We start from the raw sequence: 20,242 nt of genomic DNA on the forward strand, positions 1-20,242 counted from the left end.
GATCCTGGCGGGGGCTCTCGTTTGGGCTTAGCGGCGGCCCTTCCGCATGTGCTGAGACATACTGTCAGCCTTGGCCAGGACCTCCGAGGCTCTGTGATCAACCTGGGCCAGCAAGTATTGCCCCGTGAAGGGGTTCTGCACGTAGGTGTCGCCCATGTGCACGGGTGCTGCAACGGCCAGTGCCGAGTCCTGGCCGTTGTATCCGCTAAACGACTGGGCCTGCCCGTACCCGCCCGTGAGGGACTTCGACGGGGCCGCATACCCGTTGTTGTAGGCGTCAAAGGTTTTGACTCCGTACTGGGCGACCTTCGAGGCGCGGATGACGTACTCACCGTTGGACAGCCGGGCGTTGATCTCATCTGAAGTCCCGGTGCCGGGACCTCGGACGTAACCCGCCATGGCGTAGCCCTTGTACTGGCCACCCTTGGCGAAGTTGATCAGCCCACCATCACGGCGGTTGAGGCTGCCTGGGGCAAGAGCCGTCATAGACGGGTCATCCGCATAGCCACCTCCATCAGCCTGCCGGTTGATGTGGTTGACGACCACGTCGACTTCCTTGCCCCTGATCCCATCAATGGCGGTCTTGATGCCCTGCGCCTTCGCCATGGTGTCCGCGTAGTTCTGGATCGCCACAGCAATTGGCACGTCTTTCGGGATCGACAGCGCCGAACGGGCAAGGTCGTCAGCCTTGGTTTCCGAAGCACCGAACGCCCGCGCTGTGTCGTACAGCGAGGTGTAGGTCTGGCCGAGTTTCACGCCCAGTTCGTCCTGCGTCGCGTTGTTGTTGGCCATTGCCTGGGTGGTGGCAATGGCTTTCTGCGCCAGTTCCCCGAACACGTCGTTTGCGCCACGGCCAGCCGCTGACGTCAAATCAAACGAGCCAGTGGCGGCATCGAGCACCGCGTTGCCGGCGGACTGCGAGGCCTTGACCTCATCGATTTTGACCTTCAGCCCATCCAGCGTCTCCTGATACGCGGCCTCCGCGTCCCGTGCGGACAGGGTGACAAGCCCGGTCTTGAACATCGCATCCAACAGCTTCGAGAGGGAGAGCACGGCGCCCTCTGCGCCGATGCCCATGTCGTCGAGCTTCTTGGTCGCCTCTTCCGTCATTTTGGCTTGGTACTCGGCTGCCTTAGCCTGCCCCTCACTGGATGCCTGCACGGCTGCCAATCGTGCCGGGATCTTGCCCAGGGCCATCTCTTCAAGCTCGTGCTGCTCCAGCTTGACCCCAAGCGCGGTTGCCTGACCCTTGAGGGCATCCGTGTACTGAGGCATGAGCTTCAAGACGTCCGCAGTGGACATGCCCATGCGGCCCTGGGCCTTTGCGGAGTTGTCTGCCTCTGCGGCGATCTTGGCGAAAGCGTCGCCGGCCTTCCCCGCTCCGCCGTTCTTGCTGATCGATGACAGGGTGGAATCGAGGCCCTGAATGTTGTCACGCATGGTGTTCAGCTTGGAGCCAGAGTTGAAGAAGTCTCCAATGGAGATGCTGAGGTCATCGAACACATCCTTTTGGGACATGCGGGCCAGGGCGTCACCAACGCCGTTGATCTGGGTGCCGAGCCCTCCGTCCCTAAAAACTGCGTCAAGGTCCTCTGTCCCCTGCCCGATGGTCAGGAGAGCCTGAGCATAGTCCTCTGTTGATTTGGCTGCCTGACCGAACATGGTCTTGCCGATGCCCCCGACAATCTGCAGACCGACGACGGCCGCGGCCGCGATGCCGGCCGCTTTCGCTACCTTTCCAAGCCCGCCAGCGAGCTTAGGTGAGGACTCAGCCAGCTCCGAGAACGCCCGTTTGGTTTCGAGGATCTTGGGGAAGGTCGTGAGGAAAGCCCCACCAACCAGTGCAGCGCCACCAGTCACGGCAGCCAAGCCAAGCCCGGTCTGCAGCAGCGGGCCAGGGATGCCGCCAACAACGTCGATCACGCGCTCGGCGCTCTGCGCCAGTGAACGGAGGACTTCATTAGCTCCGGATCCTGACTTGAGGAACACCGAATCGAGGGATCCGCCAAGCTTCTCGATGTCCCCGGCAAGGTTGTCCTGCTTAATAGCAGCTGTGGCGGCTGCGTAGCCAGAATCGTTGACCTTGGCAGTCCAATCAGCGATGCCTTTTGCGCCCTGTTCGTACAGGACGTTGGCGGCGCGAACAGCGTCTGAGCCGAAGATGATTTTCATCGACGCGTTGCGTGACTCGTCGGACACACCACGCATGGAGTCCTGTAGGACACCGGCGAACTTCGACAGGCCGATGAACTTGCCCTGCTGGTCATAAGCGGAGATCCCCAGCCTGGCCATCTCCTTTTCTGCTTCCTTCGAGTTGGGCGTAAGCGACTGCAGCATGGTCTTGAAGCTGGTTCCGGCGTCCGACCCGAGTAGCCCAGCTGATGCGAAGGCGGCGAGCCCGCCTGTGGTTTCCTCGATCGACAGCCCCGTGGAGGCGGCGATAAGGCCGCTCTGGTTTAGGGCTGCGCCGAGGTCTTGCACGGAGCCTTGGGCTTTACCGGCGCCAGCGGCGAGGAGGTCCGCAAGGTGCGGGATCTGGTCACCGGAGAGCTTGAACTGGACCATGGCCGTGGCAGCCAGCTCCGCCGCGTCAGCGACCTCAAGCGAACCAGCAGCGGCCAACGACAGGGCGCCGTCAAGCCCACCGGACAGGATGTCCTTCGTGGTCACGCCAGCCTTGGAAAGCTCCGTGATCGCTTCAGCAGCTTCACGGGCCGAGTATGCCGTATCGGCGCCGGCATTGATCGCTGCGCCCCGCAGCAGTTCCAAGTCGCCAGCCGAGGCGTGTGTCGCGGCTTTGACCTCTGACATGGCCTTGTCGAACTCGGCATAGGACTTTATCGCCATGCCGACGCCGATCGCGACGGCAGCGCCGAACCCGAGGAGGGCTCCGCCGGACTTCGACCAGGCTTCCTCGTGCCGCTGGGCGGACTGCACCATCTGGCCCAGCGCCGTTGAGGACTTGGCAGCCGTCTCCGTTGCGGTCTTCCCAACCTCCTGGGTGACCTTCGAGGCTTCCTGCATGTTCTTGCGGAAATCACCGAGCTCGGCCCGGATCCGGACAACTACGGAGCGTTCAGCCATGGGAATACCAACTTTCTGTCTGATTTTGGGTACAAAAAAGCCCGCCATGTGCAGGCTTCTCGGGAACTGCTATTTATCTGTCCGGGCCTCACCACGGGGGCTCTGTTTCTGTGACGGTTTGGCGGATTGGGGGGAGGCTCAAAGCGTGGACAAATTCCTGCGCCTTGGGGCCTTCGATGGCAGCGCCGTGCATGTTCCACACCCTCACGGGTACGCCGTTCTCCCACGTGATGATGCCTTGGAAACCCAAGGAGTCGTGAGCGGTACGTCGGCGGCGGGTAACGGTCTCCGCTGACGGCTGCTCTGGGACGTGCCGGGAGGCCCTGGCCGCCCGTCTGCTACTTGCCATCGGCGATCCTCCACCCCAGCGACGCCATGGCCTTAGGAGTGAGGCCCAGCGCCTCCGCCGCGTATCGGCATTCTTGCGCGACCCATGCGGATCCGCCATCGCCGGTGAGGAGGCGGGATTCGTACTGAACCAGGAGCGCAACGGTTCCCCGGTAGGAGTCGTCCCACTGGGTGGCCTGTGGGGATTCCCAGAGCTCCGTCCAGCGCTCTTCTTCGATGTCCGTCCACTCCCGGGACCTTGGAAGGTCCGGGACGTCCTCTAAACAGCCCTCCGCGGGCAGCTCCACAAGAGCCGCCCGGATGGCCGCCGCTTGTGGCCGGTAGGCCCTGGAGTTCGGCTTCGTCGTGTTCCTCTGAGTACCCATTCACGGGCCTCCTTTCGTCGTTCAATTGAGGTTGAGCGGTTGGCGCATCATCTAGAGACCTCACCGGCGGTGGTTGACGGGAGGGTGCCAAAGCCCCCCCTCCCCACCCCCCTGTGCGGTGGGTGGATGGCGTGCACAGGCCGGGCCCTGTGATGGACCCGACCTGTGCTGTTAGCCACTGGGTTACGCCTGCTCGGCTGTCTGTCCGAACCTGCGGCGGGCTTCGGCTATGCCGGCGGCTGCTCCGGTTGCTGGTGCGTCAGCTGCTGGCTTGTCTTTGCCGAACCGCTTGGCTGCCTCCGCCTTGCCCTTGTCCCATGCGCTGATGGTCTGGTCTTGGGTGTCGTCCGCCATGGCTATGCGTCCTGCTTGGCGAGGTCTTCTCGGGCTGCCTGCTCTGCTGCCTTGACTGCTGCTGTGAGTTCGGCGGAGGTCGGTACCCATGGTTCGGCGTCTGGGGTATCGAGGATCCAGGCGTGGAGTTCGGCGGGGTCGATGTCTCCGCGGATGGTGGGCCACGGCGGGGTGATGTCTTCGCGGCCCCAGCGTGCACCGGCCTGGCTTTCGAACCATCCGGGCCAGAGCTCGGCGTAGTTGGCTAGCAGGCCGAAGGTGTTGATGCGCTGGACTGTTTCGTGGGAGCCGAGCCGTCCGACGATGCTGGACTGTGCTGCCCGGACGTGGAAGATGTTGGCGCGGATTTCGAGCATCGCTGACCACGCGTCCGCCTTGCCCGCTTCGATGGCCTGCTCTGCGTCGTGGATGCCGCGTAGTCCGAGCTTCCGGGACTTGGCGTAGTCGTCCTGGAGTATCCCGTTCAGGTGCTTGAGGATCCGGTCGTATCCGCTCCGGATGATGTCGTCGAGGTCTATGCCGAGCTGTTTCTCTGTAGCTTCAATCAGTTCGACTGCTGTGGCGGTGGTGCGGGCGGCGTCTGCCGCTGCTGTGGCTTGGGTGGTGCTGGCTTCGATGGCGGCCGGCGCGTCGTCTGGGGTGCCTAGCAGGGCGTCCGCCAGGTCCCCAGCGATGTTGTCGAGGGCGGTCTTTGCGAACGTCTGTTCGCGGACGGCCGCGGCGTGCGGGGCTTTGAGTGCTTCGACGGCGGCCACGTGCTCGTCGTAGCCGGGGAGGGCTGACAGCGCGGCGCGGAGCGGTGCTGACGGGCTGTGGAATCGGGGAGCTGAGGGAATGTAAGTCATTCGTTTTCCTTACTTAGAGCTGGCGGTTGGTTTGGAGGATGCTGGCGATGGAGTCGGCCAGCTGGTAGGCCTGTGTGTTGTCCAGGGCATATTGGAATCCGTTGCCGCTGAACAGGACTACGGCGGGTTCGGTGTTGCCGTCCGGGCTGACGAGGAGTCCGGGCCCGGCGCGGAGCATCGATGCTCGGGCGACGTTGTCGGCGTACTTGTCGGGGCGGGTCTTGAAAGCTTTCTCCATGGCGCCTGTCTACTTTCCGCGGTTGGTGTTGTGGGGCCGGCGCTGGTGGTCTGCCCCGCCTTGGGCGTCCATGATGTTCGGGGTTGCTAGGCCCCGCCGGACTAGGTCCCTGGCGAGGCTGGTTCCGTCGGCGACTTGTTGTTGGGGTTGGGCCCGGTATCGGCGCTTTTGCCTGCCCAGGTCGTGTGCTTGCTTTCCCATTTACTGGTTCTCCTCGGGGTTGTCTTGGTTGGTGAACATGGCTTCCATTTCGGCGATGGTGAGTATGTCCGTCACGGCTTGCACTTCGTCTGGGTCCAGGACGATGCGGAGGTGTGCGTGAGAGAACAGTGCGGCGCCGGCCGGCTGGCCTGTGGTGGTGTTCTTGACCGCGATTGCGTGTGTGATTTTGGCTCGGCGGATGGTTTCGATGATGGTGTGCGTTGGTACATTGACCGTTTCGCCCCTGGCATTCCTCATGGTGTTTTCTCTTCTGTCGGTGCGGTGGAGTTCTCACCGGGTTCGTAGATTGCGAGGCGGCTTTCGGCTTCGATGGCCCGGTCCCGCCATTTGCGGAACAGCTCGTGCTCTTCGAGGGCTTTGGCCTTGAAGATTTCGCAGAGGTCTAGAAGGTCCTGGCGGGAGAGCTTCGCGGTCATGAGGCTTTCCGTTCCTGGCTCTTTGCGTATTCGGCGACTCGCTGCTCCATGGCCGCTAGTTGACGGGACCGTTCATCCTCTATCGAAGGCCTTTCATCCAATTCGTGTAATTCGCTCGCTCGCGCGTTGGTGAGACTCGAAGCTTTGGCGATTTGTGTTCCTCCCCGTTTTTCCTCAAGTACTCCTCCCTGTGGTTCCTCAGTTTTCCTAGGGGGCAACGTTTTGTTGGGGCTGGTGCCAACGTTTTGTTGGGGCACGTGCCCCAACGTTTCGTTGGGTAGTGGGGCAACGTTCTGTTGGGGCACCTGGGGCAACGTTTCGTTGGGGCGCCCGGTCCTAGGCAAAGGAATCCACTTGATATTTCGGCCGGTTCCCGCAGGCTCAAAAGTCATCGCCGGATCCAGTGCCAAGGCGTATTCGGCCCTGACTCCCAGCTTCGCTTGACCACTCGAAACCACAGCGCCGGCGGTTCCCAGCGAGGCAAGAGTCTTCCGATAGACCTCTTCGGCGCTCTTCCGTCTGCCTTCGCAGTCGAGCCCCAGGGCGGATGCCACGGCCTGCCAGCCACCGAAGTACACAGGCGGCTTGTCGGCGTCCAGAGCCATGTTCGCCATAAACAACAGGGCGCGCGCCTCCCGGTGGCTGAGGTGCCTCCAATTGGCGAAGACCTTGGCGACGTTCGTGGCTCCCATTTAGGCGGTTCCGTTCGTGGTTTCCGTGGCTCAGACCGGCGAGCCGAATATGAGCTTGGCGAGGCTGGTGGGCAGGGCATAGGCCAGGTACAGGAGGCAGGTCACCAGCGTCCAGAACACTGCCCGGACCGTCAGCTGTATCCCGCGGCGCACTAGTTGGTGCCCCCGGCCGTCTGCGCTGTTTTGGCGGCGGCAATTAGGTCCGCTGCGAGATCGTATGCGTCGGCAGGGCTCAGCTGCGCGTACCGCGGCCGCTTATGGTTCGCCATCCACAACTCGATGGTGTGGGTATTGGTGGCCGCATTCCATACCGGCGTGACGATCCAGGGCCCCTTCACTATGTCGTCCCCGATCCAGCGCTCAGAGCCCTTCTTGGACCGGACGTAGCCGGAGGGTGGCGTGGGCGCCTGTGGCGGCGCGGCAACGGCGCTGCTGAAGGTGAAGGTAACTTCCCCTAAGCCGTGTTTCCACCACTTCTCGCCAAGTGCGTCGTCGAGCAGGTCCCAGACCTCCACAATGTCCATGCCCAGCCATTCGGCCAAGTCTCCGAGCTCTGCGACTGTGGTGGGGGCTTTGATACGATGCTGCATGGACCTACTCCTTGTTGTTGGTGGGTTCTGAGGCAGTGGCGGATTCTTTGACGGGAGCGCCGCTGCCTTCCATGTTCTTGAGGCGGATCTTTGCCGCCTTCGCCGGTGTGGTTACCGGTATTTCCCGGATTTCGCAGGCGCAATCTCCGAGCCACTCGCAACCGCAGCTGCTCACTCTGCAGCCTCGGCATCGGACGTTTGCAGATACGGGTTCCGGGCCGCGACGATGGCGCCGTTCAAGGGGCCCTCGTGGCTGGTGCCGCGCCAGTAACCTCGATCCCATGCGACTGCCAACGCGGCGTCCAGTTCCGCCCGGGTGATCACGCTGTGGCCTTCTGCGGGTCCAACTGCGTTTCTTCCCAAGCCAGGACATCGTCCAGCCTGTAGCGAAGGAATTTCCCGATGCGCATCGCTCGGGGGCCCTTATTGGAAGCCCGCCACGCGTAGACAGTTGCCACGGGGACCGCTTCCCGCTCGGCTAATTCGCGAACGCTCAAGTGCCGAGCAGTGGCGTGTGTATCCACGGGCCTGACCCCCTCAAGGACTTCACTTCTCATTTTTCCTCCAGTTGCCGTTTCTGCAAGTCGCTTTTGATAATCGCAAGTTGGCGATGGACCAAGCTTTACACACAGTGACGATGGACGTCAAACAAAAAATGAAATACAGTTGCGATCATGGCAAACGCACCTATTGAGCTCGGTCCGGCTGGCCGGCGAGCGGCTAAAAATGTCCACCGGATACGTACGGCACGGGGCCTTGAGCTCGCAGACGTGAGTAGGCGCCTGGCCGATATTGGACGGCCAATCGGCGTACCGGCGCTTAGCCGGATCGAGAACGAGGCCCGACGCTTGGACGCCGCGGATTTGGTGGCCCTTGCTGTAGTTCTCGGAGTCACGCCCAACGTCCTACTCTTCGGTTCCGAGCGTTTCCTGGGGCCCGTGGATATCCAGATAACCAAGGATCTGGCGGCGCCCATGGATGACGTCTGGACGTGGGCAGATGGAGAACTTCCTCTGACTGCCGCAACGGCCCGGGAGCAATTGGACTTTCAGAAAGCTGCGAGACCTCACCGCCCGCCAGTGCTGCACAAGGAACTTCCCGGCGATCTGTGGGAGCATCCGGCAGTGCAAGAACTCGAACGCGCGTATAAGGCTGCGGCAACGGTTTTTGAGCGCGACCGTACCGTGCTCGATCTTCTAATGAACGAGCTGCGGCGCGGGCTTGAAGAGCCATTTGATTTTGATAAGTGGTTTGGCGATAAGGACGTCCTCACTACGGATTGGAACGACAAGGATGCCTAGGCCGCCGCTGCAGATCGGCACTTGGGGGAAGATCAGCAGGGACGAGGTAACGCCCGGCGTGTGGCGGGCGATGGCACGTTTCCGGGACTTTGATGGCGTTACACGCAAGGTTGAGGCCCGGGCCGTCTCCGTCTCGAAGAATGACCGGGGGTCTAAGGCTGAACAGGCCCTTATCGCCGCGCTCAGAGACCGCGCTATGCCGGCGGGGGACGACATAACCCCGGACAGCCGATTGAACCGTCTAGCTGAGATTTGGTGGCTTGAGTTCATGGACCAGGACAGGGCCATCAACACCCAGCGCAGATACCGCGAGGTCCTGGACTCCTACGTCTGCCCCGGGGTTGGGGGACTGACTATCCGGGAAGCCACCGTCTCCCGCTTGGACAGGTTCCTGAAGGCGACGACGGCCAAGCACGGGAACGCCACGGCAAAGCTGGCCAAGACGGTCCTGTCCGCCATGCTGGGCCTAGCTGCCCGTCACGGTGCCGTAGGCGCCAACCCGCTGCGCGACGTCGCCAAGGTCCCCACTAACCGCAAGGAAGTCAGGGCCCTCACTGTGGATGAGGCGGCCGCGCTCCGGGCCGGTCTTCGCCAATGGCAGCTTGACTCCTCAGCCCGCGGCCGGAAGCGTCCCAACGACCTGCTGGACGTCGTCGATGTGATGCTCGCTACCGGAGCCCGCATCGGCGAAGCGCTGGCGCTCCGTTGGAAGGACGTAGACCTAAAGTCCGTGCGTCCCACGCTGACGGTCACCGGCACAGTCATCTATGTGCAGGGCCAGGGGATGACCATTCAGGAGCATCCCAAGTCGACGAATTCACGGCAGCGGTACTACCTGCCTCCCTTTGCTGTGGATATGCTCCTCCGCCGCCAGGTGCAGCAGCTGGTGTCCAACCCGTGGGACGTGGTCTTCCCGTCCTCCACAGGCACGCTGAGGGATCCTGGGAACTTCCGGAAGCAATGGCGCTCCGCACGGGACGATATCGGCTTTCAGTGGGTCACGCCGCACACGTTCCGCAAGTCCGTGGGCACGCTCTTGGCCAATGCGGAGGGCATGGCCTCGGCTTCTGCCCAGCTTGGCCACTCGAGCGAACAAATCACCAGCCGGCACTATGTGCAGAAGACCCACGAGGCGCCGGACATGACGGCCCTGCTGCAGGCGTTCGGTAGCGGCTCTTGAGTCAAAGCGGTGGGTAAGTGGTGGATATGCCTTCGCCCGGACAAAACAGAAGAGGCTCTGAACTTGCGTTTCCGCAGGTCAGAGCCTCTTTTGGTGGTGCCCCAGGAGGGAATCGAACCCCCGACCGGCGGATTAGAAGGCCGCTGCTCTATCCCCTGAGCTACTGGGGCACGTGGCGCCACGACCAGAAATCCGGCGCATAAAAAGTCTACATTGCCCCGACGTGCGGCCGCGTCAGCTCCGCCCGCTGCCGAGTCTTGTCCTCAACAACGCGGTTTCAGGCAGGGTTGTGCACATACGCGAAGTTGGCCCTCGCGGCCCGGTGCCGTCCGCGCGAAGCTGGTTCTGCCGCTAAGGCGCTACCTTTCGAGACAGGACAAGATGATGACTGACTACCAAACATTCCGGGGCTTCGTTGCCACGGATATCAAGACCTCCACAACTCCGGGCGGCGTTGGCACCGCCTCGTTCCGCCTCGGTTCAACGGCGCGGCGTTTTGACCGGGCCACCAGTACCTGGGTGGATAGCCACACCAACTGGTTCAACGTCCAGGGCTACCGTCAGCTTGCCGGGAACATGGCCTGCAGCATCAAGAAGGGCCAGTGCGTCATCGTCGTTGGCCGGCTCAAGCTGCGCAGCTGGGAGAAAGACGGCCGGGTCTACCATTCGGCCGAAATCGATGCGGATTCCGTGGGTCACGACCTCAAGCGTGGTTCGGCCAACTACATCCGTACCAGCGACACCGGACTGCACCTCGTCTCAGACAACAGCGCGGCAGGGCAGGAGGCATCAGCGGAGGGCAGCGGCGTCGGCCCCGCTGATCCTGACGAGGACGGCGGAGACCCGGAAGAAGGGGAGCACACGGACGACGACGCTGCAGCGTTGGGAGTCTTCCACGAGGATGCAGACGGCAACCGCATTCCGGTGGACGCTGAAACAGGCGAGCTCGCCGGAGCCACCGTCTGAAAGTGCTGGCGCTGGATACCGCACGGGACGCGGGCGGGCCCGGGGCCGGCAGTCCGCCCGCGCCGGGACCGTTCCGTCCCAGGCTTGGCCGCGTGGAAGAATGGCGGCATGAATCGCGCGACGGACAAACGGCAGGCAACCCCAATCACCAGCCGGACCACCCGTTCCCGGCGGTTTGGGCTCCGTGCGGGACGGGCGCCCGCTGCGCTCGCAGGAAGCCTCCTGATGGTTCTTGCGCTTGCAGCCTGCACCGGCGGCTCCCCAACGGGAGCGGGACAGGCCGCTGCCACCCCCGGCGAAATGGCCACCCCCTCGGAAGTGGCCGCTCCGACGGAACTGGCCACGACGGGCTCCACCCAGCCGGCCGCCACGTCCCCGGCAGAGGATCCGGACATCGTGGCGATGAAACAGACTGTGACGGATGCGCTGGGGAAGCTGGCGGCGGGGACGCCAAAGCCAGCCACAGCCCAGGTGACAGATGCCCTGACCGGCGCCGGGATTTCCCCGCCGGCGCTCGAAGTGTCGGCGAGCCGGACTCCTACCGGGCTGGAAGCTGATGCCATTGAGGCCGCTGTGTTGCAGGGCACCGACTGCGTGGTGGGACAGGTCCGCGATGGCAACGTCACCGTTATCGTTCTGCCGGTCCTGGCCAGCGGCAAGTGTTTCGTGGGAGCGGCTGCCTGACGCCTCGAATGTGAGTTAAGCCCGCCAACCCACTAGATTTGGAACCATGGCGGAATTTATCTACACAATGACCAATGCCCGCAAGGCAGTTGGCGAAAAACTCATTCTTGACAACGTAAGCATGTCGTTCTTCCCGGGCGCCAAAATCGGTGTCGTAGGCCCGAACGGTGCCGGTAAGTCCACCATCCTGAAGATCATGGCCGGACTGGACATCCCGTCCAACGGTGAGGCCCGGCTGAGCCCCGGCTACACCGTGGGGATCCTGTTGCAGGAACCGCCACTGAACGAGGAAAAGACTGTCCTGGGCAACGTCCAGGAAGGCGTTGGCGAGATCTACGGCAAGATCCAGCGCTTCAACGAGATCTCCGAGGAAATGGCCAGCCCCGACGCTGACTTCGACGTCCTGCTCGAAGAAATGGGTCAGCTGCAGGAGGCCATTGACGCCGCTGAGGCCTGGGATCTCGACTCCCAGCTCGAGCAGGCCATGGACGCCCTCCGCTGCCCGCCCGCGGACGCCGACGTGACACTGCTCTCCGGCGGTGAGCGCCGCCGCGTGGCCCTCTGCAAGCTCCTGCTGCAGAAGCCTGACCTCCTGCTCCTGGACGAGCCCACCAACCACCTGGACGCCGAGAGCGTGCTGTGGCTGGAACAGCACCTCTCCAGCTATGCCGGCGCAGTCCTTGCCGTCACCCACGACCGGTACTTCCTTGACCACGTGGCGGAATGGATCGCCGAGGTTGACCGCGGCCACCTGTACCCCTACGAAGGCAACTACTCCACGTACCTGGAGAAGAAGCGGGCCCGCCTGGAAGTCCAGGGCAAAAAGGACGCCAAGCAGGCCAAGCGCCTCACCGAGGAACTTGAGTGGGTACGCTCCAACGCCAAGGGCCGCCAGACGAAATCCAAGGCCCGTCTGGCCCGCTACGAGGAGATGGCTGCCGAGGCTGACCGCACGCGCAAGCTTGACTTCGAAGAGATCCAGATCCCGCCGGGCCCGCGCCTGGGCGGGCTGGTCCTGGAAGCCAGGAACCTGCAGAAGGGCTTCGACGACCGCACCCTGATCGACGGCCTGTCCTTCACGCTTCCCCGCAACGGCATCGTCGGTGTCATCGGCCCCAACGGCGTGGGCAAGTCCACGCTGTTCAAAACCATCATCGGCCTGGAGCCGCTCGACGGCGGCGAGCTGAAGATCGGCGATTCGGTCAAGATCTCCTACGCGGACCAGAGCCGCGGCGGCATCGACCCGAACAAGACCCTGTGGGAAGTTGTTTCGGACGGCCTCGATTACATCCAGGTGGGCCAGGTCGAAATGCCGTCCCGCGCCTACGTTGCCGCTTTCGGCTTCAAGGGTCCGGACCAGCAGAAGAAGGCCGGGGTGCTCTCCGGTGGTGAGCGCAACCGCCTCAACCTTGCACTGACGCTCAAACAGGGCGGCAACCTACTGCTCCTTGACGAACCCACTAACGACCTCGACGTCGAAACGCTCAGCAGCCTTGAAAACGCGCTGCTGGAGTTCCCCGGCTGCGCCGTGGTCGTATCGCACGACCGCTGGTTCCTGGACCGGGTGGCCACACACATCCTGGCCTACGAAGGCGACGAGGAAAACCCCGCCAAGTGGTACTGGTTCGAGGGCAACTTCGAATCCTACGAGGAGAACAAGGTAGAGCGGCTCGGACCCGATGCGGCCAAGCCGCACCGCGTGACGCACCGCCGCCTCACCCGCGACTGAGCGCAAAGAAGGCCGGCACCCCGTCAGGGTGCCGGCCTTTCTGCTGCCTGCCGGAAGCCAGTCAGCCCGCTCTGCCAGCCGGGCTTAGTCAGCCCGCTCAGCCTCAGTTCCGCCCGGCCTTGCGGATCTGGTGCTCCAGGACTTTGGACTGGAACGCGCCAACTACTTTGTTTTTCAGGTCGGTGGGAACCCGGACCATGCCCTCCTGTGCCACCGAGGCAACGTGCTGCCCGGCCCGGTTGAAGATTTTGCCCGTGGCGAGGCCGCGGGCTCCCTGGGCGCTGGGGGATTCCTGGACGTAGAGCAGCCATTCGTCCACCCGGGCGGGACGGTGCCACCACATGGCGTGGTCGAGGCTGGCGACACTCATGCCGGGCGTGATCCAGCTCAGCCCGTGGCGGCGCAGGATGGATTCCAGCAGCGTGTAGTCGCTGGCGTAGGCCAGGGCAGCCCGGTGCAGGTTTGAGTCATCGGGCATGGGCCCGAACGTCTTCATCCAGACGGCGTTCCGGGCCTCCTTCTTGCCTTTGGCCGAAACGTAGAGTGGCGGGTCGACGTGCCTGATGTCAAAGGGCCGCTCGTAAGCCCAATGCTGGGCGATGGGGTGGTCGAACTTGCCCAGCAGGTCGGCCGTGCTGGGCAGCGACTCAGGATCGGGAATGCCGGCGGGCATCTTGGATTCGTGGTCGAGGCCTTCGTCCAGGTCCTGGAAGGACGCGATCATCGAAAGGATGGGCACGCCTTCCTGATACGCGTGAACTCGCCGGGCCGAGAAGGACCTGCCGTCACGCAGGCGCTGGACACCGAACGTGATGGGCTTGTTGGCGTCGCCGGGCCGGAGGAAATAGCCATGCATGGAATGGACAAACCGTTCCGGGTCCACCGTCTTCATGGACGCGACCAGCGACTGGGCCAGCACCTGGCCGCCGAACACACGCTGCCGGGGCTGCTGCTGCGATGGGCCGAGGAAGATGTCCTCATCCGTCCGGGCGCCCTCAAGCTCACCAAGGTCAAGGAGATGGATGAGCGTTTCGGTGGGGTCGCCGCTGGGTGGCGCCAGCAGTCCGGTTTCGGCTTCAGTCATGGATTGACTCTAGACGTCGCCCCGCCGCTGCTCAACCAAGCTTCAGCCGGTAGTGTTCTTAATGTGTCTGACCTACTTACGAAGTCCTTCCGGTTCGCCGATCCGCGTGATCTCGCCGATCTGCGCACATTCACCACCCGTGCCAAGACGGTCGACGACGGCGCCATCCGGCTTCAGGCCGCAGGTTCCGTTCTCGCGGCCTACGTGTGCATTCTGCGGCCCCGCCTGCTGGGCGAATCCACCCCCACCATCCTGGGCCTGCGGACCATGGCGCTGGCGGAACCTTCCGCGATTGACGTGACGGTGTCGCTCTCAGCCGTCCTTGACCGGCTTGCCAGGGCAGGGGAGGACGACGTCGAGCTGCCGGTTCCGCCGTCCACCGTCACCGAATCGTGGACAGGCGTCGGCGCACCGCGCACCGGCTGGGAACTGGTGGGTGCGTTGCCGGATGCCGAACTCCGGCGCGCGGCCGAAGCCGGCATCACCGAAGTGGCGGGCATTATGCCCGCCCAGCCGGGGGCGCTGATCGTCAACAACGCACGCGCCGCTGTGTGGGGCCGGGCCCTTGATGACTCCGGCCTTCCGGCAGGAGCCGCCTTCGCGGCCCTCACCCTGGGATTCCTCGCAGACGCGGACCAGAAGCTGTACCGGGCGGGCCGTTGGTTCCGCCTCAGTGGTCCACGCGGTCACGTCCTGGCACGCACCGGCAGCGGCCTCTAAAACCCGGCCAGCCGCCGTCGTACGCGCCCATACGCTAAGCCCGAAGGCCGCGTCAGGCCTCCGACGGGCTGTTCACCATGGACAGCGCGGCGCGTTCCATGTAGTCCCAGAGCGTTCCCTCGTACAAGGGTGGCAGTTCCAGGGCATCGACAGCGGTCCGCATGTGGGACAGCCAGCGGTCCTTGGCCTCCGGCGTGACCCGGAACGGTATGTGGCGCATCCGCAGGCGCGGGTGGCCGCGTTCTTCGCCGTACGTGGTGGGGCCGCCCCAGTACTGCTCCAGGAACATCAGGAACCGCCGCTTGGCCGGTTCGAGGTCCTCCTCCGGGTACATCGGGCGCAACAGCGGGTCCGTGGCGACGCCGTCGTAAAAGACATCGATCAGCTTGACGAACGTCTCGTGTCCGCCCACGGCGTCGTAGAAGTTGTCTGTGTAGCCGGGCTGGCTAAAGGGATCGTTCTGCATAAGCTGGCGTGGCTGCTGCGGCTCGGCGGGTATGGTCATGTCTCTATTCTCCGGCCTTTTGCTCGGTCTTTTTGGCCTCGGTGGCGGGCGCACTCAGGGCAGTGTCCTGCGCGGCGACCGGCACGTCCGGCACCGGCACGTACTTGCCCTGCGAACGGTTGCCGACGCGAAGGATCTCGCCATTACGGAGGTACCAGATGGCGCCGTCCTCCGAGCGGACCCGGGTGATGCGCAGCCCCATGGACTCGACCACACCCACTACTTCGCTGGTTTCGATGACGTCGCCGATGCCGTACTGGTCCTCAATCGTGATGAAGATGCCGGCGAGGAAGTCACGGATCAGCTGCTGGGCGCCAAAACCAATGGCGATACCCAGGATTCCCACGCTGGTCAGCAGCGGAGCGATGTTGATGTTCAGGTTCTGCAGCACATACATGGTAGTGATTACGGCCACCAGAACTCCCACGATGCTGTTGAGCAGGGAACCGATGGTCTCCGCCCGCTGCACTCGGCGCTCATGATCCAGGGCACGCAGGGCGGGGGCAACCCACTTGAAGTGCGGTTTCTTGAAGAAATTGGTACCCGCAGCCACGCGCTTGGTGATCCGCGATATCACGAACGTCGCCACCAGCCACACAGCGATTCCGACGCCAAGGCTAATTGCGATGCCCGTGATGCTGACACCGTCGGGCTGCGAGGTGAGGGGCGGGGGTGTAATCGACATCGTGCTGAACATAGAGGCAAAACTCCTTGGGGGGATCACCGGCGGCGGCCGGGGGATGACGTCGGCCCATGCACAGGTTCGCCCGTGGCATAAGGCTCTATTCTCTTTCAACCCTAGCGTCGTAGCGTGGCCCCATGCGCATCCTCATTCTGGGCGGAACCGCCTTTCTCTCATCTGAAATCGCCGGGCAAGCCGTTTCCGCAGGTCACACAGTCACGTGCCTGGCTCGCGGATCCGCGACGGAACCGCCAGCCGGTGTCCGGTGGGTAAAAGCGGACCGTTCACTCGGCGCGAACAGCTACGCACAAGTGGCAGGGGAGTGGGATGCGGTCATTGACGTGGCCCGCGATCCTGACCTGGCCAACGGGGCGCTGGCCGCCCTGGCCCACAGGGCTGCCCACTGGACATTTGTGTCCAGCTGCTCCGTCTACGCAGACCCTTCGACGCCGGGAGCGTCCGAGGACGCCGCACTCCTGGCCCCCTTGCCGGCCGGCACGGAATCCACTCCCGAGAACTATGGGGAATCCAAGTCAGCGATTGAACAGGCCACCCTGGAAGCCGTGGGCGACAGGGCGCACCTCTGCCGCGCCGGCCTGATCGGGGGCCCCGGCGACGGAACGGACCGGTACGGCTACTGGCCCGCAAGGTTTGCAAGGGACAACGCCCCGGCCGTGGTCCCGGCCATCGCCGGCCACGCCACGCAGGTCATTGATGTCCGGGACCTCGCGGCCTGGGTCCTCGATGCTGTCGAGCGCGGGGTGACAGGGCCGCTGAACGCTGTGGGGGACCACGTGCCCTTTGGCGAGTACATCGAGGCGGCCACAACGGTGGCCGGGTACCAAGGCGAGGTCCTCAAGGCTCCCGAGGATTGGCTCCTGGAGTCCGGGATCGACTATTGGGCCGGACCGGACTCCTTCCCGCTGTGGCTGCCGCCCGGCCACGAAGGGTTCTGCAACCGCAGCAACCACGCCGCCAGGGCCGCCGGGCTCGCAATAAGGCCCTGGCGGGAAACCCTGGCGGCCACCCTGGAGGACGAACGCCGCCGCGGCCTGGACCGCCCCCGCAAGGCAGGGCTCACACCCGCCACCGAAACACGGCTGGCAGACGAGCTTGTTCGAAGCCGCTGAGTCCGGCCGAGCTACCCAGTTGGGTCTCAGGCCACCTCGGTCACGGGTGAATGATGCACGGGGAAGTTGACGCTCCGGGCGATGAAACAGACCGCGTTGGCTTCGCGGTGAAGCTGTTCCGCCAGATCCACATGGGCCGCGTCCACCACGGTCACCCGCGGGTTCAGCGTGACGGACTCGAACTGTCCGCTGCCGTCGCGGTTCAGCCGCATAACACCGGTGGCGTCGTCCTGATAGTCGGTCACCACCACACCGTGCTTCACCGCCACATGCAGGAACGACAGCATGTGGCACTGCGCCAGCGCCGCCAGGAGCAGCTGCTCCGGGTTGTAGCGGTCACGGTCCCCATGGAACGTCGGATCGGCGGAACCGGGCAGGACCGGCAGCCCGGGGATCCGGATGTCGTGGTCCCGTGAGTAGCCCCGGTACGACGACGTGCCGTCGCCCAGGTTGCCGGTCCACTGCACGGTCAGGGAATAGTGGTGCTCGCCCAGGCCCACGGCGCCGGCCTAGGCTTCGCCCGGCAGTACGTCGGCCGCGCGTGCCCGCAACGCCCGGGCCACGCCGTCCCGGTTTTCCAGCATCATGCGGCGCAGGGCGCTGCTGTCGGCCGGAAGACCGGCGAGGAAAGCATCCGTCCGGTCAACCGTTGCCTGCGTGGTCAGCAGCGCCGGATAAAGCCCGACGACGATCTGCTGGGCGAGTGCGTGCGTGCGGTCCGCCACGATCCCGGGAACAGCCTCGAAGTACTTTTCCGCGTACGGCTCGAGCAGCGAACGGTCCAGCACCCGCATAAAGCCTGAGACCGCTGAGCCCTGGAGCGCATTGGAGAGTTCTCCCGTGACCACGACCGAGTCCCACGCGGCGGCCTTGGCTTCGGCGGTGGGGATGGCCGCCGTGGCCAGCGCCGCGGCGTTCTGTCCGCTCGCGGTGTTGTCGCGCTCCAGTTCGGCGTCGATCTGTGCCTGGCCCCGCCTGCCACCGGCCACCAGGGATGCCAGCAGCTCCCAGCGGAGGTCCTGGTCCACGGCCAGCCCATCCAAGGTCGCCGTGCCATCCAGGAGTCCGGCGACGGTGTCCTGCTGGCCCGGGCTGCCGGCCAGCAGGGCAAACGACTTCACAAACTGCAGCTGCGCGTCGGACCCGCCAAGGGCTGCACTGGCCAGGTCCCACAGCGTGTCCACGGCGGTGACCGTTGTGGCCTCGCGGTGCTCCTCGGCCACATAGAAGTTCAGCGTGGTGGCCAGCTGGCGCAGCTGGACCAGGATCACCGACGAATCCGATTCCGCGGCCACGTTGGCCAGGATCAGCTCCACGTACCGGCGCGCCGGGGACTCGCCATCGCGGGCAGCGTCCCAGGCGGAGTTCCACACCAGGGTGCGCGGCAGGCTCTCGCTGAAGTCCTTCAGGTGCGCCGTTGCCGTGGCGAGGGACTTCTCGTCCAGCCGGACCTTGGCGTAGGCGAGGTCGTCGTCGTTGACCAGGATCAGGTCAGGCTGCGCCAGGCCCGCCAGCTCCGGCACCTCGGTGCGCTCACCGTCGACGTCGAGCTCCTCGCGGTGCACGCGCTCCAGCTTGCCTGCGCTGTTCAGGTTGTAGAACCCGACGGCGAGCCGGTGCGGACGGATAGTGGGCCACTCCTCGACGGCTGACTGCACGATGGTGAAGGACGTCAGCGTCCCGGAGCCGTCCACGGAGAGCTCCGGCTTGAGCGTATTGACGCCGGCGGTCTCCAGCCAGAGGCGGCCCCACTGGTCCAGGTCGCGGCCGCTGGCCTTCTCCAGCTCCACCATGAGGTCGCTCAGCTCGGTGTTCTGCCAGGCGTGCTTCGCGAAATACTCCCGGACCCCGGCCATGAACTGTTCCGGTCCCACCCAGGCCACCAGCTGGCGCAGGACTGAGGCGCCCTTGGCGTAGGTGATGCCGTCAAAGTTGACCTCCACATCCTGGAGGTCGTTGATGTCGGCGAAAATCGGGTGAGTGGTGGGCAGCTGGTCCTGGCGGTAGGCCCAGGACTTCTCCACCGAGGCAAAAGTGGTCCACGCGCTGGTGAAGGACGTGTTTTCCACGGCCGCGAGGTGCGACATGTATTCGGCGAAGGATTCGTTGAGCCAGAGGTCGTTCCACCAGCGCATCGTCACCAGGTCGCCGAACCACATGTGCGCGAGTTCGTGCAGCACGGTGATAGCCCGGCGCTCGATCTGGGCCCCGGTCACCTTGCTCCGGAAAACGTAGCCTTCCAGGATGGTCACCGCGCCGGCATTCTCCATGGCGCCCGCGTTGAACTCGGGCACAAAAAGCTGGTCGTACTTCTCGAACGGGTACGGGAAGCCGAACTGCGCCTCGAAGAATTCGAAGCCCTGGCGGGTCAGGTCAAAGATGTTGTCCGCGTCGAGATACTGCATCAGGGACTTCCGGGCAAAAACTCCCAGCGGGATCACGCGGCCGTCGGAACTGGCCACTTCGCTGCGGACCGACTGGTACGGGCCGGCGATCAGGGCGGTGACGTAGGAAGACAGGCGCGGTGTGGCGGCGAACGTCCAGACCGAGCGGGCGCCGCCGTCGTCCCCTGGTGTGGCTTCCACCGGGGCGGGGGTGGGGGAGTTGGAGATGACATCCCAGTGCGACGGCGCCGTGACCGTGAACCTGAAGGTGCCCTTGAGGTCGGGCTGCTCAAACACCGCGAACATCCGGCGCGAATCGGGAACCTCGAACTGCGTGTACAGGTACACCTCGTGGTCCACCGGATCGACAAAGCGGTGCAGGCCTTCGCCGGTGTTCATGTACGGCGCGTCGGCCACCACCGTGAGCTCGTTGGCCGCGGCCAGGTCCGGCAACTGGATCCGGATACCGTCGGACACTGCCGCAGGGTCCAGGGCGTGCCCGTTGAGCGTAATGCTGTGCACGGCGTGGGTTACGGCGTCGATGAAAGTGGTGGAACCCGGCACTGCCGTGAACTTCACGGTGGTGGTGGTCCCGAAGACCTTCCCGCCCCTGGTCAGGTCGAGGATGACATCGTAGGAGTCAACGTTGATGAGTGCGGCACGCTCGCGGGCTTCGGCGCGAGTCAGGTTCATACCTGGCAAGTGGGGCCTCCAGAAGGGGTT

Annotated in this window: 25 protein-coding genes and 1 tRNA gene; 7 read left to right on the forward strand and 19 right to left on the reverse strand. The window is 64.3% G+C overall.

The features are described from left to right. Positions 1-27 precede the first annotated feature (27 nt). The 13 genes from MUN23_RS18220 to MUN23_RS18275 form a co-directional block, all read right to left on the reverse strand. The gene (locus tag MUN23_RS18220; protein ID WP_248760220.1) at positions 28-3,084 is read right to left on the reverse strand and encodes a phage tail tape measure protein; all 3,057 of its coding nucleotides are present in this window, start codon (positions 3,082-3,084) and stop codon (positions 28-30) included. A gap of 338 nt (positions 3,085-3,422) precedes the next feature. Further along, positions 3,423-3,797, reverse strand: coding sequence for a hypothetical protein (locus MUN23_RS18225; protein WP_248760222.1), 375 nt, complete (start codon positions 3,795-3,797; stop codon positions 3,423-3,425). Between the two features lie 183 nt (positions 3,798-3,980). Next, positions 3,981-4,151, reverse strand: a complete 171-nt coding sequence (locus tag MUN23_RS18230; RefSeq protein WP_248760224.1) for a hypothetical protein — start codon at positions 4,149-4,151, stop codon at positions 3,981-3,983. 2 nt (positions 4,152-4,153) lie between these two features. Beyond that, on the reverse strand, positions 4,154-4,996 hold the full coding sequence (locus MUN23_RS18235) for a hypothetical protein (RefSeq protein ID WP_248760226.1): 843 nt from the start codon (positions 4,994-4,996) through the stop codon (positions 4,154-4,156). A 13-nt stretch (positions 4,997-5,009) separates the two neighbouring features. Then, positions 5,010-5,234: a hypothetical protein gene (locus MUN23_RS18240; protein WP_248760228.1), complete on the reverse strand. Its 225-nt coding sequence runs from the start codon at positions 5,232-5,234 to the stop codon at positions 5,010-5,012. A 9-nt stretch (positions 5,235-5,243) separates the two neighbouring features. Beyond that, positions 5,244-5,435, reverse strand: coding sequence for a hypothetical protein (locus MUN23_RS18245; protein WP_248760230.1), 192 nt, complete (start codon positions 5,433-5,435; stop codon positions 5,244-5,246). After that, positions 5,436-5,693: a hypothetical protein gene (locus tag MUN23_RS18250; protein WP_248760232.1), complete on the reverse strand. Its 258-nt coding sequence runs from the start codon at positions 5,691-5,693 to the stop codon at positions 5,436-5,438. Beyond that, positions 5,690-5,872: a hypothetical protein gene (locus MUN23_RS18255; protein ID WP_248760234.1), complete on the reverse strand. Its 183-nt coding sequence runs from the start codon at positions 5,870-5,872 to the stop codon at positions 5,690-5,692. The genes MUN23_RS18250 and MUN23_RS18255 overlap by 4 nt, the downstream gene beginning before the upstream one ends. Further along, positions 5,869-6,564 carry a hypothetical protein gene (locus MUN23_RS18260; protein WP_248760236.1) on the reverse strand — a complete coding sequence of 232 codons (696 nt, stop codon included), beginning with the start codon at positions 6,562-6,564 and terminating at the stop codon, positions 5,869-5,871. The genes MUN23_RS18255 and MUN23_RS18260 overlap by 4 nt, the downstream gene beginning before the upstream one ends. A 30-nt stretch (positions 6,565-6,594) precedes the next feature. Continuing rightward, complete coding sequence (locus MUN23_RS23500; RefSeq protein WP_256468646.1) at positions 6,595-6,717, reverse strand: hypothetical protein; 123 nt, start codon at positions 6,715-6,717, stop codon at positions 6,595-6,597. Then, the gene (locus MUN23_RS18265) at positions 6,717-7,154 is read right to left on the reverse strand and encodes a hypothetical protein (RefSeq protein ID WP_248760238.1); all 438 of its coding nucleotides are present in this window, start codon (positions 7,152-7,154) and stop codon (positions 6,717-6,719) included. Before MUN23_RS18265 ends, MUN23_RS23500 begins: the two co-directional genes overlap by 1 nt. A 171-nt stretch (positions 7,155-7,325) precedes the next feature. Beyond that, a complete protein-coding gene (locus MUN23_RS18270) occupies positions 7,326-7,517 on the reverse strand; it encodes a hypothetical protein (protein WP_248764187.1) in 192 nt (63 codons plus the stop codon). After that, entirely contained in the window at positions 7,475-7,711 is a 237-nt protein-coding gene (locus tag MUN23_RS18275; RefSeq protein ID WP_248760239.1) for an AlpA family transcriptional regulator, read from the reverse strand. Before MUN23_RS18275 ends, MUN23_RS18270 begins: the two co-directional genes overlap by 43 nt. A gap of 381 nt (positions 7,712-8,092) precedes the next feature. On the opposite strand from MUN23_RS18275, the gene MUN23_RS18280 reads away from it, so the two are divergent. After that, positions 8,093-8,455 (forward strand): hypothetical protein, encoded by a 363-nt coding sequence (locus tag MUN23_RS18280; RefSeq protein WP_248760241.1) that lies wholly within the window; start codon positions 8,093-8,095, stop codon positions 8,453-8,455. Between the two features lie 268 nt (positions 8,456-8,723). Continuing rightward, entirely contained in the window at positions 8,724-9,635 is a 912-nt protein-coding gene (locus MUN23_RS18285; protein WP_248760243.1) for a site-specific integrase, read from the forward strand. A gap of 94 nt (positions 9,636-9,729) precedes the next feature. On the opposite strand, the gene MUN23_RS18290 is transcribed toward MUN23_RS18285, so the two are convergent. Beyond that, a tRNA-Arg gene (locus MUN23_RS18290) sits at positions 9,730-9,805 on the reverse strand. 214 nt (positions 9,806-10,019) lie between these two features. Between MUN23_RS18290 and MUN23_RS18295 the strand changes: the two genes are divergently transcribed. The 3 genes from MUN23_RS18295 (at position 10,020) to ettA (ending at position 13,014) form a co-directional block, all read left to right on the forward strand. Beyond that, on the forward strand, positions 10,020-10,601 hold the full coding sequence (locus MUN23_RS18295) for a single-stranded DNA-binding protein (protein WP_248764134.1): 582 nt from the start codon (positions 10,020-10,022) through the stop codon (positions 10,599-10,601). Between the two features lie 108 nt (positions 10,602-10,709). Then, positions 10,710-11,285, forward strand: a complete 576-nt coding sequence (locus MUN23_RS18300; RefSeq protein ID WP_248760245.1) for a hypothetical protein — start codon at positions 10,710-10,712, stop codon at positions 11,283-11,285. Positions 11,286-11,331: 46 nt separating this feature from the next. Continuing rightward, positions 11,332-13,014 (forward strand): energy-dependent translational throttle protein EttA, encoded by a 1,683-nt coding sequence (gene ettA, locus MUN23_RS18305; protein ID WP_058932192.1) that lies wholly within the window; start codon positions 11,332-11,334, stop codon positions 13,012-13,014. Positions 13,015-13,117: 103 nt separating this feature from the next. Here the strand turns inward: ettA and MUN23_RS18310 are convergent, their stop codons facing one another. Then, positions 13,118-14,098 carry an acyl-CoA thioesterase II gene (locus MUN23_RS18310; RefSeq protein WP_248760247.1) on the reverse strand — a complete coding sequence of 327 codons (981 nt, stop codon included), beginning with the start codon at positions 14,096-14,098 and terminating at the stop codon, positions 13,118-13,120. 63 nt (positions 14,099-14,161) lie between these two features. On the opposite strand from MUN23_RS18310, the gene MUN23_RS18315 reads away from it, so the two are divergent. Beyond that, the gene (locus MUN23_RS18315; protein ID WP_248760249.1) at positions 14,162-14,818 is read left to right on the forward strand and encodes a hypothetical protein; all 657 of its coding nucleotides are present in this window, start codon (positions 14,162-14,164) and stop codon (positions 14,816-14,818) included. 52 nt (positions 14,819-14,870) lie between these two features. Here the strand turns inward: MUN23_RS18315 and MUN23_RS18320 are convergent, their stop codons facing one another. Both MUN23_RS18320 and MUN23_RS18325 read right to left on the reverse strand, forming a co-directional pair. Further along, entirely contained in the window at positions 14,871-15,323 is a 453-nt protein-coding gene (locus MUN23_RS18320) for a globin (protein WP_305886570.1), read from the reverse strand. 4 nt (positions 15,324-15,327) lie between these two features. Next, positions 15,328-16,020, reverse strand: coding sequence for a mechanosensitive ion channel family protein (locus MUN23_RS18325; protein WP_248760251.1), 693 nt, complete (start codon positions 16,018-16,020; stop codon positions 15,328-15,330). A gap of 122 nt (positions 16,021-16,142) precedes the next feature. On the opposite strand from MUN23_RS18325, the gene MUN23_RS18330 reads away from it, so the two are divergent. Beyond that, positions 16,143-17,135, forward strand: coding sequence for an epimerase (locus tag MUN23_RS18330; protein ID WP_248760253.1), 993 nt, complete (start codon positions 16,143-16,145; stop codon positions 17,133-17,135). A gap of 26 nt (positions 17,136-17,161) precedes the next feature. Here MUN23_RS18330 and MUN23_RS18335 read toward each other — a convergent pair whose 3' ends face one another. Both MUN23_RS18335 and pepN read right to left on the reverse strand, forming a co-directional pair. Continuing rightward, positions 17,162-17,635, reverse strand: coding sequence for an OsmC family protein (locus MUN23_RS18335; RefSeq protein ID WP_248760254.1), 474 nt, complete (start codon positions 17,633-17,635; stop codon positions 17,162-17,164). Positions 17,636-17,644: 9 nt separating this feature from the next. After that, positions 17,645-20,212 carry an aminopeptidase N gene (gene pepN / locus MUN23_RS18340; RefSeq protein ID WP_248760256.1) on the reverse strand — a complete coding sequence of 856 codons (2,568 nt, stop codon included), beginning with the start codon at positions 20,210-20,212 and terminating at the stop codon, positions 17,645-17,647. Positions 20,213-20,242: the final 30 nt, after the last annotated feature.

Origin of the sequence: Pseudarthrobacter sp. SSS035 (assembly GCF_023273875.1) — a bacterium.
Classification (GTDB): Bacteria; Actinomycetota; Actinomycetes; order Actinomycetales; family Micrococcaceae; genus Arthrobacter.

Coding starts and splice junctions, on each gene's coding strand:
- MUN23_RS18220 (WP_248760220.1), bottom strand. CDS start 3,084: ATGGCTGAACGCTCCGTAGTTGTCCGGATCCGGGCCGAGCTCGGTGAT.
- MUN23_RS18225 (WP_248760222.1), bottom strand. CDS start 3,797: ATGGGTACTCAGAGGAACACGACGAAGCCGAACTCCAGGGCCTACCGG.
- MUN23_RS18230 (WP_248760224.1), bottom strand. CDS start 4,151: ATGGCGGACGACACCCAAGACCAGACCATCAGCGCATGGGACAAGGGC.
- MUN23_RS18235 (WP_248760226.1), bottom strand. CDS start 4,996: ATGACTTACATTCCCTCAGCTCCCCGATTCCACAGCCCGTCAGCACCG.
- MUN23_RS18240 (WP_248760228.1), bottom strand. CDS start 5,234: ATGGAGAAAGCTTTCAAGACCCGCCCCGACAAGTACGCCGACAACGTC.
- MUN23_RS18245 (WP_248760230.1), bottom strand. CDS start 5,435: ATGGGAAAGCAAGCACACGACCTGGGCAGGCAAAAGCGCCGATACCGG.
- MUN23_RS18250 (WP_248760232.1), bottom strand. CDS start 5,693: ATGAGGAATGCCAGGGGCGAAACGGTCAATGTACCAACGCACACCATC.
- MUN23_RS18255 (WP_248760234.1), bottom strand. CDS start 5,872: ATGACCGCGAAGCTCTCCCGCCAGGACCTTCTAGACCTCTGCGAAATC.
- MUN23_RS18260 (WP_248760236.1), bottom strand. CDS start 6,564: ATGGGAGCCACGAACGTCGCCAAGGTCTTCGCCAATTGGAGGCACCTC.
- MUN23_RS18265 (WP_248760238.1), bottom strand. CDS start 7,154: ATGCAGCATCGTATCAAAGCCCCCACCACAGTCGCAGAGCTCGGAGAC.
- MUN23_RS18275 (WP_248760239.1), bottom strand. CDS start 7,711: ATGAGAAGTGAAGTCCTTGAGGGGGTCAGGCCCGTGGATACACACGCC.
- MUN23_RS18285 (WP_248760243.1), top strand. CDS start 8,724: ATGGACCAGGACAGGGCCATCAACACCCAGCGCAGATACCGCGAGGTC.
- MUN23_RS18295 (WP_248764134.1), top strand. CDS start 10,020: ATGACTGACTACCAAACATTCCGGGGCTTCGTTGCCACGGATATCAAG.
- MUN23_RS18300 (WP_248760245.1), top strand. CDS start 10,710: ATGAATCGCGCGACGGACAAACGGCAGGCAACCCCAATCACCAGCCGG.
- ettA (WP_058932192.1), top strand. CDS start 11,332: ATGGCGGAATTTATCTACACAATGACCAATGCCCGCAAGGCAGTTGGC.
- MUN23_RS18310 (WP_248760247.1), bottom strand. CDS start 14,098: ATGACTGAAGCCGAAACCGGACTGCTGGCGCCACCCAGCGGCGACCCC.
- MUN23_RS18320 (WP_305886570.1), bottom strand. CDS start 15,323: ATGACCATACCCGCCGAGCCGCAGCAGCCACGCCAGCTTATGCAGAAC.
- MUN23_RS18325 (WP_248760251.1), bottom strand. CDS start 16,020: ATGTTCAGCACGATGTCGATTACACCCCCGCCCCTCACCTCGCAGCCC.
- MUN23_RS18330 (WP_248760253.1), top strand. CDS start 16,143: ATGCGCATCCTCATTCTGGGCGGAACCGCCTTTCTCTCATCTGAAATC.
- pepN (WP_248760256.1), bottom strand. CDS start 20,212: ATGAACCTGACTCGCGCCGAAGCCCGCGAGCGTGCCGCACTCATCAAC.